General features: G+C 65.1%; 13 protein-coding genes. 10 read left to right on the plus strand and 3 right to left on the minus strand.

What is annotated here, in order from left to right; genetic code table 11:
• Window positions 1–55: 55 nt before the first annotated feature.
• The gene (locus tag ACE3TJ_RS10030; RefSeq protein WP_293779474.1) at window positions 56–1,789 is read right to left on the minus strand and encodes a ParB/RepB/Spo0J family partition protein; all 1,734 of its coding nucleotides are present in this window, start codon (window positions 1,787–1,789) and stop codon (window positions 56–58) included.
• Window positions 1,790–1,882: 93 nt separating this feature from the next.
• Window positions 1,883–2,326, minus strand: coding sequence for a DUF2958 domain-containing protein (locus ACE3TJ_RS10035; protein WP_293779476.1), 444 nt, complete (start codon window positions 2,324–2,326; stop codon window positions 1,883–1,885).
• A 617-nt stretch (window positions 2,327–2,943) separates the two neighbouring features.
• Here ACE3TJ_RS10035 and ACE3TJ_RS10040 point away from each other — a divergent pair.
• From ACE3TJ_RS10040 to ACE3TJ_RS10085, 10 genes are all read left to right on the plus strand, one after another.
• Window positions 2,944–3,273 (plus strand): helix-turn-helix transcriptional regulator, encoded by a 330-nt coding sequence (locus ACE3TJ_RS10040; RefSeq protein WP_293779478.1) that lies wholly within the window; start codon window positions 2,944–2,946, stop codon window positions 3,271–3,273.
• A 10-nt stretch (window positions 3,274–3,283) separates the two neighbouring features.
• Entirely contained in the window at window positions 3,284–3,712 is a 429-nt protein-coding gene (arsC, locus tag ACE3TJ_RS10045; protein ID WP_293779480.1) for an arsenate reductase (glutaredoxin), read from the plus strand.
• Window positions 3,713–3,715: 3 nt separating this feature from the next.
• Window positions 3,716–4,777, plus strand: a complete 1,062-nt coding sequence (arsB, locus tag ACE3TJ_RS10050; protein WP_293779482.1) for an ACR3 family arsenite efflux transporter — start codon at window positions 3,716–3,718, stop codon at window positions 4,775–4,777.
• Window positions 4,778–4,782: 5 nt separating this feature from the next.
• A complete protein-coding gene (arsH, locus tag ACE3TJ_RS10055; RefSeq protein WP_293779484.1) occupies window positions 4,783–5,553 on the plus strand; it encodes an arsenical resistance protein ArsH in 771 nt (256 codons plus the stop codon).
• A 110-nt stretch (window positions 5,554–5,663) separates the two neighbouring features.
• Window positions 5,664–6,029 carry a hypothetical protein gene (locus tag ACE3TJ_RS10060; protein ID WP_293779486.1) on the plus strand — a complete coding sequence of 122 codons (366 nt, stop codon included), beginning with the start codon at window positions 5,664–5,666 and terminating at the stop codon, window positions 6,027–6,029.
• Between the two features lie 66 nt (window positions 6,030–6,095).
• Window positions 6,096–6,362, plus strand: a complete 267-nt coding sequence (locus ACE3TJ_RS10065; RefSeq protein WP_293779488.1) for a hypothetical protein — start codon at window positions 6,096–6,098, stop codon at window positions 6,360–6,362.
• Window positions 6,363–6,426: 64 nt separating this feature from the next.
• Window positions 6,427–7,656 carry a TolC family protein gene (locus ACE3TJ_RS10070; protein WP_293779490.1) on the plus strand — a complete coding sequence of 410 codons (1,230 nt, stop codon included), beginning with the start codon at window positions 6,427–6,429 and terminating at the stop codon, window positions 7,654–7,656.
• Window positions 7,653–8,888, plus strand: coding sequence for an efflux RND transporter periplasmic adaptor subunit (locus ACE3TJ_RS10075; RefSeq protein ID WP_293779492.1), 1,236 nt, complete (start codon window positions 7,653–7,655; stop codon window positions 8,886–8,888). The genes ACE3TJ_RS10070 and ACE3TJ_RS10075 overlap by 4 nt, the downstream gene beginning before the upstream one ends.
• Window positions 8,885–12,019 (plus strand): efflux RND transporter permease subunit, encoded by a 3,135-nt coding sequence (locus ACE3TJ_RS10080; protein WP_293779494.1) that lies wholly within the window; start codon window positions 8,885–8,887, stop codon window positions 12,017–12,019. The genes ACE3TJ_RS10075 and ACE3TJ_RS10080 overlap by 4 nt, the downstream gene beginning before the upstream one ends.
• A gap of 15 nt (window positions 12,020–12,034) precedes the next feature.
• The gene (locus tag ACE3TJ_RS10085; protein WP_374595957.1) at window positions 12,035–12,403 is read left to right on the plus strand and encodes a copper-binding protein; all 369 of its coding nucleotides are present in this window, start codon (window positions 12,035–12,037) and stop codon (window positions 12,401–12,403) included.
• Here ACE3TJ_RS10085 and ACE3TJ_RS10090 read toward each other — a convergent pair.
• Window positions 12,372–12,830, minus strand: a complete 459-nt coding sequence (locus ACE3TJ_RS10090) for a helix-turn-helix domain-containing protein (protein WP_293779497.1) — start codon at window positions 12,828–12,830, stop codon at window positions 12,372–12,374. The two genes, ACE3TJ_RS10085 and ACE3TJ_RS10090, sit on opposite strands and share 32 nt — an antisense overlap.
• Window positions 12,831–12,894: the final 64 nt, after the last annotated feature.

Below are 12,894 nucleotides of genomic sequence, written 5' to 3' on the forward strand. Positions count from 1 at the left end.
CGCGATTTTTTTGCCAGATGGAATGGGCGGCGGCACGCGCCGCCGCCCTCGACCGTCACGCGGCTTCGCGCCGCGGCCGGTCCTCGGCCTCCGGCACAGTCAGTTCGCCATGTGCCGTCACGGTCCCTACCCCGCCGCGCGCCGTGTAGGCGGCGGGCGGGAAGGCCATCCATTTCGGGACCCAGCCATCGACCTTGGTCCGGCCGTTGGTGCCGTCTAGATGGTCGCGGATGATCGTCTTCAAGGTCGCGCCCTTCTCCTTGGCATTGGCAGCGGCGACCTCGGCTCCGCCCACCTCGGCGACCAACGCGGTCAGCACCTCCCTGTCGCGCAAGCCTTCAAAGAAGGCATCGTCGGCGCTCCACCATTTGGCCATGTCGAGACCGATGTGGAGGCCCACGGCATCGACGGCGGCGCTTCCCGCAAACAACGTCTCGCCAATCACGATGGCGATCACGTCCATGACCGCACGGTCGGGAAGGTCGAGCAGACGCTGGAACAGCGCCGCGAGCGTCATCCGATTGCCGCCGGTCACGCTCGGCTCCTCGGCGTCGAACCCGAGGAGCGCCAGCACCGCACGGCGCTTCTCGTCGAAGACCGTCTCTGCGCGGCAAACCTCGACGCTTTCGCGAACATCGTGGTCCTTCGCCGACTGCGGTTCGATCTTCACATTCCACAGCGGCGATCCGGCGACGGCATGGGCAACCATCAACCGCAGTGCGGCGGCAGGATGACCGGTCAGCGCCGCACGCACGGCGGCATGACGATGTAGGTCGACATAGGTCTGCATGCGCGCGGTCATCTCGGGGCGAGCCACCTTGGCCGCCGCCTCGAACTTCTCGCCCTTTTCAAGCTGCGCCGCTTCTTTCGCGGTGACATAGCCCTCGTGGATATCGACCTCGCCGCTATCGCGGACCTCGATATAGACGCGCCCGCCCTTGCGCTTCGCGGCGTGGCGATGCTCCCATTCGGGGAAGTGGTCACCCTTGGGCAGGACGACGACATCGCTCCACCCCTCGTCCAGAAATCGTGACCGGCGTTCCTCGACGGCAGGAAGCTGGGCGGTCCAGAAAGCATCGCTGTCCGCGAAATAGCGCTCGTCCCCAAACAGGTCGGCAATGATCGAAAGGCCGCTTGCTTCGACGTCGAATAGCGCGTGCTCAACGCGGATCGCGCCGCCGCCGAACAGCCAATTTTTGAGTTGCTGACCCTGCGGGCAATAGACATTCGCGTCATCGAACAGCGCCAGCCATGCTCGCTGCTGCGATTTGGAGGCCATCGTTAGGTGCCGCACCGTGCCCACGCTGATCCTCTCCTTGGCGTAAAGCGAGCGGATGCGGGGCAAGAGATTGCCGAGCGCGAGGATGCGTTTCACCATTGCCTCGGGCATTCCGAACGTATCGGAAATATCCCCTATGCTACGCCCCTCGCGAACGAGCCGCGTGTAAGTGACCCACTGCGTGACCTCGTCGGCATCGCGCCGCGCGACATTCTCGATCAACGAAGCTTCGAGCGCGGCGGCATCATCGCCTTCTTCGAGGATCGCACAAGGCATCGGCTCGGCCTCACCCTTTTCGCTGGCGACAATGGTCGCCGCAGTGAAGCGCCGCGCCCCTGCGACGATTTCGAACGCGCCCTCGGCGCAATTCGGACGGACGATCAGCGGAACGAGAACGCCGCGAGCACGGACGGTCGGCAGAATATCAGCAACGTCGGGCGCCTTTTTGGCGTAGCGCATGTTGGTTTTGCTGATCGACAGCTTGCCAAGATCGATAAAGTCGAGTTTCATGGTCTTGCTCCTTGTGAGCGTCGGTCCCGTTGTGTCTTGAAGCGTGGCGGGACCGACTATGGATGACGGCGAAACGCGCCGCCTGCGTCAGCCTCAGCCCTTTGGCTTCGGAAGCTCGTCGCCACGCGCAGCGCGACGGAAATTCTGTTCGGCGGTGATGATCGACCCCGCGCGGCGCGCCGCAGCGGCCCAGCCCGACAGCGGAACCTCGGACGCAAAGCTTTGATCGCGCTCGATGCCGAGGCCAAAGGGCAGCCGCACCGACGCGAGTTCAGACAGGCTGAACGAACCGAGTTCGGGACAGCCGAACCCAAGATCGGCCAACCCGAACAGCGTATCGCCATCCTCGCCCAATTCGGTCGCCAGCCAAGTCGCCGCACCGACCGGTGAGAAGAATTTAGCAACCGGCACGAAATCCGGCTCCACCGCACCCGCCATCACGGCAGTACGCCGCGCTTCGTCATTCGCGCGCAAGGCGGCATGTAGTTCAGCGGACAGAGGCTTGCACCCATCGCGGCGCTCGTTGGTCTTTCCCATGTCATCCTCCATTCCCGCCCCCTAACCATCAGGCCCCCGGCGGAGCGGGGGTGGGCGGCGAGAACGACCTGCCGGGCGCGGCCAGGAAGGCGGCCCGCACCCAAAGGGCTGGAACGAAGAGGAAGAGCCGTGCAGCGGCTTGCGGGACGCCGGGACGCGCCCAGAGGGGAGAGCCGGCCAACCCAGCGACAGACGGGAGGCCGATCGAAAACGCCGCCGCGCACTGCGCGGCGCCATTATTCTCGTCAGCTATGACGACTGATCTGCCGCGACGGCGAACTAAGAGAAGGATCGCGCTCTCGGCGCGACCGCCGGCGGTGCGGCGTGCGCGCGCAGCTGTGCTTAGCCGTCGCACCGCCAAGACAGGCGCACCGAGTGCGCAGCGCGGTCAAAACAAACATACGATCCCTGTCGGCGCCTGCCGCCGACAGCGAGCGCCCATCAACTGCCGCGCTCCTTCATCAGGGGGCGTCGCGGGGGCGTCCAGCCCCAGCGGATGGGGTACGGCCAGACGCGGCTGGCCGTCAGGGGAAGGTTTTCCCCTCGCTTTCCATATTTAGTATCGGATTTTCCCGATGGGATTTGACGGCGATAAATGCATCGGATAATGCCGATGAATGAACAGCGATTCGGCACTGTCGGCCTTGGCCGCCCTCGCACATCCCACGCGTCTCAACGCGTTCCGACTGCTGGTCCAGCACGAGCCGGAAGGCCTTTCCACCGGCGAACTCGTCGACGCGTCGGGTCTCTCGCAAAGTACCTTCTCGACGCATCTGGCGGTCCTCGCGAAAGCGGGGCTGGTGACGTCGGAGAAGCGCGGCCGGCAGATCAACCAGCGCGCCGAACTCGACACGCTGAAAGGCCTGATGCTCTTCCTCGCTAACGACTGCTGCCAGGGACGACCCGAGCTTTGCGAACCGCTGCTCGCCGAACTTGCCTGCTGCTGAAGGACCTCATGTGACCGACATCGTCATCTACCACAATCCCGATTGCGGAACGTCACGCAACGCGCTGGCGATGATCCGCAACGCCGGCATCGAGCCGCACGTCGTCGAATATCTGAAGACGCCGCCATCGCGCGAGTTGCTCGAACAAATGATAGCGCGCGCGGGCATCGCGCCCCGCGCACTCCTCCGCGAGAAAGGGACGCCTTTTGCCGAACTCGGTCTCGGCGACGAAAGCCTCGACGATGAGGCGCTCATCGATGCCATGATGCTGCATCCGATGCTCATCAACCGGCCGATCGTGGTCTCGCCGCTCGGCGTGAAGCTCTGCCGCCCCTCCGAGGAGGTGCTCGACCTTATCCCGGCGCAGCAGCGCAGCAGTTTCGCCAAGGAAGATGGCGAGCAGGTCGTCGACGACGCCGGCAATCGCGTCGGACTCTGATCGATGGCCAGCAAGCGCGAACGCCTGTCGTTCCTCGATCGGTACCTGACCCTGTGGATATTCCTCGCCATGGCGCTGGGCGTCCTGCTCGGCTCGACCTTCGCCGGACTTCCCGCCGCGATCGACAGCCTCTCCTGGGGCTCGACCAACATCCCGATCGCGATCGGCCTCATCCTGATGATGTATCCACCGCTGGCGCGCGTGCGCTACGAAGAGCTGCCGCGGGTGTTCGAAGATAAGCGGGTCCTCGCGATCTCTCTGATCCAGAACTGGATCATCGGCCCGGTGCTGATGTTCGCGCTCGCGGTGATCTTCCTGTCGGACAAGCCGGAATATATGACCGGCCTGATCCTCATCGGCCTCGCGCGCTGCATCGCGATGGTGATCGTCTGGAACCAGCTTGCGAAGGGCGACAATCAATATGTCGCGGCGCTCGTTGCCTTCAATTCGATCTTCCAGATTCTCTTCTTCAGCGTGTACGCTTGGTTCTTCCTGACCGTGCTGCCACCACTGTTCGGGCTCGAAAGCAGCGTCATCGACGTCAGCTTCTGGACCGTCGCCGAGGCGGTCCTCATCTATCTCGGCATCCCGTTCCTCGCCGGCTTCCTCACCCGCAAGATACTAGCCGGTGCAAAGGGGAACGACTGGTACGAGACCCGCTTCCTGCCCAAGATCGCGCCGATCACGCTCGTCGCGCTGCTATTCACGATCGTCGCGATGTTCAGCCTCAAGGGGAGCGAGATCGTCACTATTCCGGGCGACGTCGTCCGTATCGCGATCCCGCTGACCATCTATTTCGTGGTCCAGTTTGTCATCAGCTTCTGGATGGGCAAGCTGATCGAAGCCGATTATCCACGCACCACGGCGATCGCCTTCACGGCGGCGGGCAATAATTTCGAACTCGCAATCGTCGTCGCGATCGCTGCCTTTGGCCTCGCCTCGCCCGTAGCCTTTGCCGCGGTCATCGGCCCGCTCGTCGAGGTGCCGATCCTCATCCTTCTCGTCCATGTCGCCTTCCGGTTAGGTCGGCGCTGGTTTCCAGGTTCCACTCCCGCAAAAGACTGAACTTCATGACAGCTCCGACTTTCTCCCGCCTGCGCGCGCTCGCCGACCCCGACCACCTTCCCGCACTGAGCGCGGAATATGTCCGCGCACAACCCGGTCTCGGCCTCGGCCCCCTCGATCCCGCACCACGCATCCTGCTCCTTTACGGTTCCTTGCGTGAACGCTCCTACTCGCGGCTAGTCGTCGAGGAGACTGCCCGCCTTCTGCAGCTTTTCGGCTGCGAGACGCGCATCTTCGATCCCTCGGACCTGCCGATGCCCGACCTGATCGCCGACGACGATCATCCCGCCGTCGAAGAACTGCGCCAGCATTCGCTCTGGTCTGAAGGCCAGGTCTGGTGCAGCCCCGAGCGCCACGGGCAGATCACCGGGATCATGAAGGCGCAGATCGACCATCTGCCCCTCGCCTACAAGGGTCTGCGCCCGACGCAGGGGCGCACGCTGGCGGTGATGCAAGTCTCCGCAGGATCGCAGTCGTTCAATAGCGTCAACACGCTGCGCATTCTCGGCCGCTGGATGCGGATGATTACGATCCCCAACCAATCGAGCGTTGCCAAGGCCTATGCCGAGTTCGACGAAGCGGGCCGCATGCTGTCTTCGAGCTATTACGACCGGATCGTCGATGTCGCCGAAGAGCTTGTTCGATTCACCGTTTTGACGCGCGGCCATGCCGACCAGCTTGTCGATCGCTATTCGGAAAGAAAGGACCGCCAGGAACCGGTCGTGACGCCGGCGCAACTTGCAGAGCTTCCGGGGACATGGCGGACCGAGAGGTAAAAGCTCAGTGGTTGCGCCGTCATCATCCCGCTTTCGCACTCCTCGGTGTGTAACCGATCGCTACGCGCGACGAATTGACTCAGGAAGCCTCCGCGCCGAGAAGGGAATTTGTGAAGCACTGGCTTACCTTGATGCTCCTTGCGGGAGCGCTCCTTGGTCTCTTTGGCCAGGAGGCGGCGTTCGCGATGGCAAGACCGGTCGTCGAAGCTCAGCAACCCGTTGCTTCGCCAGCGATGAGTCCCGAGTGCGCCGAAATGATGGGCGTCGACACCGCGCAGCCCGATCAGCCGTGCAAGGGCATGACGCTCGACTGCATCGCCAAGATGGGCTGCGCCGTTCCGCTGGCGGTCGTCACGCCCGGCGCGCCGCTTGTGGTCGCCGGTCATCGGCGCGAACTGGTCGATCCGCTTGCCGTGCAGCGCTTGGTTGGACGCAGCTTCGGCCCAGAACCCGAGCCACCGCTAGCCCTCGGTTGAATCGCGCATTGCGTGCCGCCTCGTCGCGGCGCGCAATTCCCGGCTTTTCAATCGAGGAAATTCAAAATGAAAATAATATTGTTCGCCGCAGCGATTGCGGCCGTCGGCCTTGCAACGCCGACCTTCGCCCAGGAAAAATCGGGCGGTCACTATGAATGGCGCGAGCGCCAACTTCCCGGACCGAACAAGTCCAACATCTCGCCGCGCGTTCGCGTCTGGGTCGATGACGCCCCGCCCGAGATGGCGAGTTGCGACTGCGACATGATGAAGTCCCATGCAGCCAACTGCATGAAGACCATTTCCGCTCGTCAGATGATGCCCGCGAAGGGCTGACGCTGTGCCGCCCCCGGCGCACGCGTCGGGGGCGGACCTGCCTTCGCCCGGAGAGGGGAACATCATGCGCATATTGCTTGCAACCGCCGCCCTGGCGCTGCTGCCCACGGTGCTTCGCGCCGAACCCATGTCGCTGGACGAAGCGCTTCGGCGCGCCGAAACACAGGCGCCCGAGCTTCGCGCGCGCGAAGCGGGCGTCGATGCGGCCACATCCGCGGCCATCGCGGCGGACCGCTTGCCCGACCCGAAGCTCGATCTCGCGGTCAAGGATTTCCCGGTGACCGGCCCCGATGCGGGCCGGTTCAACCGCGACGACTTCACGATGCAAGTCATCGGCGTGAGCCAGGAATTCACCAATCCCGCCAAGCGCCGCGCCCGCGCCTTGCGCGCGAGCGCCGACATCGACGTCGCCGAGGCCGAGCAGGCGGTCGCCGCGCAGGATGTCCGGCTCGCAACGGCACTGGCATGGATCGATCTCCATTATGCGAAGAAGCGGCTGAAGGAACTCGATCTGCTCGACGCCGAACTCGACGACCTGCAAGCAACGGTGGCCGCCCGGCTCGCAAGCGGCGCGGCGCGTCCGGCGCAGGCGCTCGAGCCCGAGCAACTGCGCGCCGGGCTCGCCGACCGGCGCAGTGCGCTCACCTCCGAAATCGCGCGATACCGGGCGCAGCTTACCAGATTTACCGGCGATGCCGCCGCCGATACGACGGGCGATCTGCCGCCGCTTGTGGTCGATGGCGACGCGCTTCGCGCCGGGCTCGCCGCCTTGCCGCTGCTGCGCGCCTATGACGCACGGACAATCGCCGCCGACGCCGAAACCGGCCTCGCGCGCGCCGAGAAGCGACCCGACTGGACGGTAAATGCCGCCTATGGCCGGCGCGAGCCAAATTTTGGCGACCTCGTCACGGTCGGGGTGACGATCGACCTGCCGCTGTTTGCGAAGAAACGGCAAGACCCCAAAATTGCCGCCCGCGCGAGTGAAGCGACGCGGGCGCGCCTCGACCGCGAAGCGGCCGAACGCGAGGTCGCGGCAGCGCTTTCCGCCGATCTCGCTATGCACCGCATGCACGACGAGCAGCTAGCCAATGCGCGGACCAGACTGGTGCCGCTCGCCAAGAAGCGTGCGCAGCTCGATCTTGAGAGCTTCGGGGCGGGCCGTCTCGATCTCGGGACCGCCCTCTTATCGACACTCGCGCTTGCTGAAGCAGAGGTCGATGCGCTCGCCCGCGAAGCCGAAGTGGCGCGCGACGGAGTGCGGATCATTTACACTTATGGGGAGGCACGGCGATGACCGATGCAACGACAGCGGCACGGTGGCGTGCCGCAATATTGGCTGCCGTACTCGTGGCTGGCGGCGGGGGCTATTGGCTCGGACAGCGCGGCACGGACGAGATGGCGTCGGGGGCGGCGAGCGGCGATGGCGGCAAGATACTCTATTATTACGACCCGATGTTCCCGAACCAGAAGTTCGACCAGCCCGGCAAGTCGCCCTTCATGGATATGGAACTTGTGCCCAAATATGCCGACGGGGGCGGCGGAAGTGAGGCTGCGCCGGGCGTGGCGGTCGATCCCTCGGCGCGGCAAAGCCTCGGCATCCGCGTGGTCGCCGCCGAAACGGGCAGCCTTGCGGCGACGCTCGACGTCACGGGGACGGTCGATTTCAACCAGCGCGACTTCGCGATCGTTCAGGCGCGCTCCGGCGGTTTCGTCGAGCGCGTCTACCGGCTCGCGCCAGGCGATGTGATCCGCGCGGGCGCGCCGATCGCCGACGTGCAGTCGCCCGAATGGGGCGGCGCGCAGACCGAATATCTGAGCGTCAAGCGGCTCGGCAGGCCCGAACTTACCGCAGCAGCGCGGCAGCGCCTCCGCCTCATGGGCATGCCCGAAGGGGTGATCGCGCAGGTCGACCGCAGCGGTCGCACGAGCGGCACTGTCACCGTGCGCGCGCCGATCGGGGGCGTCGTCCAGACGCTCAGCGCACGTGCCGGCGTGACGCTTGCCGAAGGCCAGACGCTTGCCGAAATCTCCGGCCTCGGAACGGTGTGGCTCAATGCCGCGCTTCCCGAGGTCCAGGCCGGAACGGTGCAGATCGGCCAGCGCGCGAACGCCAAGCTCACCGCCTTTCCGGGCGAGACCTTCGCCGGCCGTGTCGTCGCGATCCTGCCGACCGCGGCGGCGGACAGCCGGACGCTGACCGCGCGGGTCGAACTCGCGAACCGCGGCGGGCGCCTGCGCCCCGGCATGTTCGCGACCGTCGCATTGGGAGGCGACGCCAAGCCAGCGCTGCTCGTGCCGAGCGAGGCGGTGACCCGCACCGGAACGCGCACGATCGTGATGCTCGAGATGGGCGACGGCCGCTATCATCCCGCCGAAGTCGAGACCGGACGCGAGGGCGGCGGCAAGACCGAGATCTTGCGCGGCCTTGCGGCGGGCGAGAAGGTGGTCGCCTCGGGCCAGTTCCTTCTCGATTCCGAAGCGAGCCTGACCGGCATCGCGGTCCGGTCCCTGGGCTATGCGAAATGATCGAACGGATCATTCGCGCATCGGTCGCCGCGCGCGGGCTGGTCGTCGCGGCGGCGTTGATCCTGACGCTGATCGGGATCGCCGCCGTGCGGACGACGCCAGTCGACGCCCTCCCCGATCTCTCCGACGTGCAGGTCATCATCCGCACGACCTATCCCGGCCAGGCGCCGCGCATCGTCGAGGATCAGGTCACTTATCCGATCACGACGACGATGCTCTCGGTCCCGGGGGCGCGCGTTGTGCGCGGCTATAGCTTCGTCGGCGACAGCTTCGTCTATGTGCTGTTCGAGGACGGCACCGACCTTTATTGGGCGCGCAGCCGGGTGCTCGAATATCTGAGCCAGGTGCAAAGCCGCCTTCCCGAAGGGGCGAAAGCGTCGCTCGGCCCCGACGCCACCGGCGTCGGCTGGATCTACGAATATGCGCTGGTCGACAAGAGCGGGCGCCACGATCTCGCCGAGCTGCGCAGCCTGCAGGACTGGTTCCTGCGCTTCGAACTCAAGGCGGTCCCCGGCGTCGCCGAGGTCGCGAGCATCGGCGGCATGGTGCGGCAATATCAGGTCGTCGTCGATCCGACGAAGCTCGCCGCCTATGGGGTAACCGCGCAAGAGGTAACCGAGGCCCTCCAGCGCGCCAATCAGGAGAGCGGCGGCGGGACGGTCGAAATGGCCGAAGCCGAATATATCGTGCGCGCCAGCGGCTATCTCAAAAGTCTGGGCGACTTTCGCGCGGTGCCGCTCCGCACGGCAGCGGACGGGATTCCGGTGACGATCGGCGACGTCGCAACCGTCCAGATCGGCCCCGAGATGCGGCGCGGCATCGCCGAACTCAACGGCGAAGGCGAAGTCGCGGGCGGGGTGATCGTGATGCGCCAGGGCCAGAACGCCCGCGAGGTGATCGAGGGTGTGCGCGCCAAGCTCGCCGAGCTGAAGCGCGGCCTGCCACCGGGCGTCGAGATCGTCACCACCTATGACCGGTCGGGTCTCATCGACCGCGCGGTCGACAATCTCACCTCGAAGCTCATTGAGGAGTTCATCATCGTCGCGATCGTCTGCGCGCTGTTCCTCTGGCACGCGCGGTCGGCGCTGGTCGCGATCCTCACCCTGCCGCTCGGAATCCTGATCGCCTTCATCGTCATGCGGTTCCAGGGGCTGAACGCCAATATATTGTCACTCGGCGGCATCGCGATCGCAGTCGGCGCAATGGTCGACGCCGCGGTCGTGATGATCGAGAATGCCCACAAGCATCTCGAACATTGGGAAAAGGATCATCCCGGCGAGCAGCTCGCTGGGCCGGAGCGTTGGCGCGTCATCACTGACGCCGCCGCCGAGGTCGGTCCGGCGCTGTTCCTCAGCCTCCTCATCATCACCTTTTCCTTCCTGCCGATCTTCACGCTCGAAGGACAGGAAGGAAAGCTGTTCGGGCCGCTCGCCTTCACCAAGACCTATGCCATGGCAGCGGCGGCGATCCTCTCGATCACCCTCGTCCCGGTGCTCATGGGCTGGCTCATCCGCGGACGGATTCCCAGCGAACAGGCCAATCCGGTCAATCGCTGGCTGACGCACGCCTATCGCCCCGCGCTCGACCTGGTTCTGCGTTATCCCAAAAGGGCCTTGGGGTTCGCGGGGCTGATCTTCGCGAGCAGCCTGTGGCCGCTGACCCAGCTCGGCGGCGAGTTCATGCCGCAGCTCGACGAAGGCGATCTCCTCTACATGCCCTCGGCATTGCCCGGCATCTCGACCGCCAAGGCGTCGAGCCTGCTCCAGCAGACCGACCGGCTCATCAAAACGGTGCCCGAGGTCGAGAGCGTGTTCGGCAAGGCCGGCCGCGCCGACACCGCGACTGATCCTGCGCCGCTCGAAATGTTCGAGACGACAATCCGCTTCAAGCCGCGCGATCAATGGCGCGCGGGCATGACGCCCGACAAGCTGGTCGCCGAACTCGACGCGCGCGTGAAAGTCCCCGGCCTCGCCAATTTCTGGATCCCGCCGATCCGCAACCGCATTGATATGCTGGCGACCGGAATCAAGAGCCCGGTCGGCATCAAGGTCGCAGGATCGGATGTGGCCGAGATCGACCGCACTGCGAAGCGGATCGAAGACGTCGTCCGCAAGGTGCCAGGGGTCGCGTCGGCTCTCGCCGAGCGGCTGACCGGCGGGCGCTATATCGATGTCGACATCGATCGCGCCGCCGCCGCCCGTTACGGGCTCAATGTCGCCGACGTGCAATCCATCGTCGGCGGCGTCATTGGAGGTGAGACGATCGGGCAGACGGTCGAGGGGCTAGCGCGATACCCGATCAGCGTGCGCTATCCGCGCGAGCTTCGCGACAGTCTCGGAAAGCTGGAAAACTTGCCCATCCTCACCCCATCGCGCCAGCAGATCACGCTGGGCACCGTGGCGAGGGTGCGGATCAGCGATGGCCCGCCAATGTTGCGCAGCGAGAACGCGCGGCCGGTAACCTGGATCTATGTCGATGGCCGCGACCGCGACCTGCAGACGCTGGTCGGTGATATCCAGCAGGCGGTCGCGCGCGACGTAAAATTGCCGCCGGGCATCAGCGTCTCCTACACTGGCCAATTCGAATTCCTCGTCCGCGCGGCCGAGCGGATGAAGATCGTCATACCCGTCACGCTCGCGATCATCCTCGTCCTGCTCTACCTGACCTTCAGGCGCTGGGACGAGGCGCTGCTCATCATGGCGACGCTGCCATTCGCGCTCACCGGCGGGCTGTGGCTGCTCTACCTGCTCGGCTACAACCAGTCGGTCGCGAGCGCGGTCGGTTTCATCGCGCTGGCGGGAGTCGCCGCCGAGTTCGGCGTCGTGATGCTCATCTATCTCAAGCAGGCGCTTGCGGCGCGCGGCGACGGCCCGATCGAAGCGGCAGTACGCAACGGTGCCCTGCTCCGGGTTCGGCCGAAGGCAATGACCGTCGCGGTCATTCTCGCGGGCCTGTTCCCGATCCTCGTCGGCACCGGGACCGGATCCGAGGTGATGAGCCGGATCGCCGCGCCGATGATCGGCGGGATGATCACTGCGCCGCTGCTCTCGATGTTCATCATCCCCGCCGCCTATCTCTTGATGCGCCGGCGCTGGCCCGATCAACCACCATTAAAAGCCCCGAAGACGTGAAATAAAAAAAGGAGAATGAACGTGAAATCGATACACATTTTAACCGGCAGCTTCCTGCTGCTAGTTGCCGTCTCGGCTTGCAGCCCTGAAGCCGACAAGCAAAAAACGACCGCTCCCAAGGATGCCGCCGCGGACGCCCCGGCTTCCGTAGTCCAACATGGCAAGGGCGAAGGAAAGATCACCGCGATCGACGAAGCCAAGGGCACCGTCACGCTCGATCATGGCGAGATCGCCGCGCTGAAATGGCCGCCGATGGCGATGGGGTTCGAGGCACCCGCGGATTTGCTCAAGGGCCTGAAGGTCGGCGACCGCGTCGCCTTCGAACTTGACTGGAACGGCGCAACGGGACGCATTACGCGGATCGAGGCGCTTCCCGCGTCCTGATCAAGCCTCCCCGGGCTTGGCGTCGCGCATCAATTTCGCGCAGCGGCTCGAGAGTCTGGATGATCTTGCAATCGCCCACCTTTCCCAAGCGGCAGCCGCCGATGACGCGTGCCAGTTCGTCGCGCATCTGGGAAAGGTCGGCGATCTTGCGTTCGATCGTGGCGAGATGGCTGCTTGCGACCGCGTCGACGGCACCGCAAGGCTGGTCGCGATCGTCTGCTAGCGCGAGAAGCTCGCGGACCTCGTCCAGCGAAAAGCCGAGATCGCGCGCGCGCCGGATGAAGGACAGTCGCAACAGCTCTTCGGTCCCATAGGAGCGATAATTGCCGTCCGTCCGCGCGGGCGGCGCCAGCAGACCCGCGCCTTCATAATAGCGGATGGTTTCGACCTTGGTGTCGGTGGCACGCGCGAGTTCGCCGATTTTCATCGCTTGACCCTCTAGTTGCTAGAGGGTGCATATAGCTGTCCGACTCGAAGCGGGAAAGGACGAA

Origin of the sequence: Sphingosinicella sp. (assembly GCF_041916975.1) — a bacterium.
Classification (GTDB): domain Bacteria; phylum Pseudomonadota; class Alphaproteobacteria; order Sphingomonadales; family Sphingomonadaceae; genus Sphingosinicella.

Coding starts and splice junctions, on each gene's coding strand:
- ACE3TJ_RS10030 (WP_293779474.1), bottom strand. CDS start 1,789: ATGAAACTCGACTTTATCGATCTTGGCAAGCTGTCGATCAGCAAAACC.
- ACE3TJ_RS10065 (WP_293779488.1), top strand. CDS start 6,096: ATGAAAATAATATTGTTCGCCGCAGCGATTGCGGCCGTCGGCCTTGCA.
- ACE3TJ_RS10080 (WP_293779494.1), top strand. CDS start 8,885: ATGATCGAACGGATCATTCGCGCATCGGTCGCCGCGCGCGGGCTGGTC.
- ACE3TJ_RS10090 (WP_293779497.1), bottom strand. CDS start 12,830: ATGAAAATCGGCGAACTCGCGCGTGCCACCGACACCAAGGTCGAAACC.
- ACE3TJ_RS10075 (WP_293779492.1), top strand. CDS start 7,653: ATGACCGATGCAACGACAGCGGCACGGTGGCGTGCCGCAATATTGGCT.
- arsH (WP_293779484.1), top strand. CDS start 4,783: ATGACAGCTCCGACTTTCTCCCGCCTGCGCGCGCTCGCCGACCCCGAC.
- arsB (WP_293779482.1), top strand. CDS start 3,716: ATGGCCAGCAAGCGCGAACGCCTGTCGTTCCTCGATCGGTACCTGACC.
- ACE3TJ_RS10040 (WP_293779478.1), top strand. CDS start 2,944: ATGAACAGCGATTCGGCACTGTCGGCCTTGGCCGCCCTCGCACATCCC.
- ACE3TJ_RS10085 (WP_374595957.1), top strand. CDS start 12,035: ATGAACGTGAAATCGATACACATTTTAACCGGCAGCTTCCTGCTGCTA.
- ACE3TJ_RS10035 (WP_293779476.1), bottom strand. CDS start 2,326: ATGGGAAAGACCAACGAGCGCCGCGATGGGTGCAAGCCTCTGTCCGCT.
- ACE3TJ_RS10070 (WP_293779490.1), top strand. CDS start 6,427: ATGCGCATATTGCTTGCAACCGCCGCCCTGGCGCTGCTGCCCACGGTG.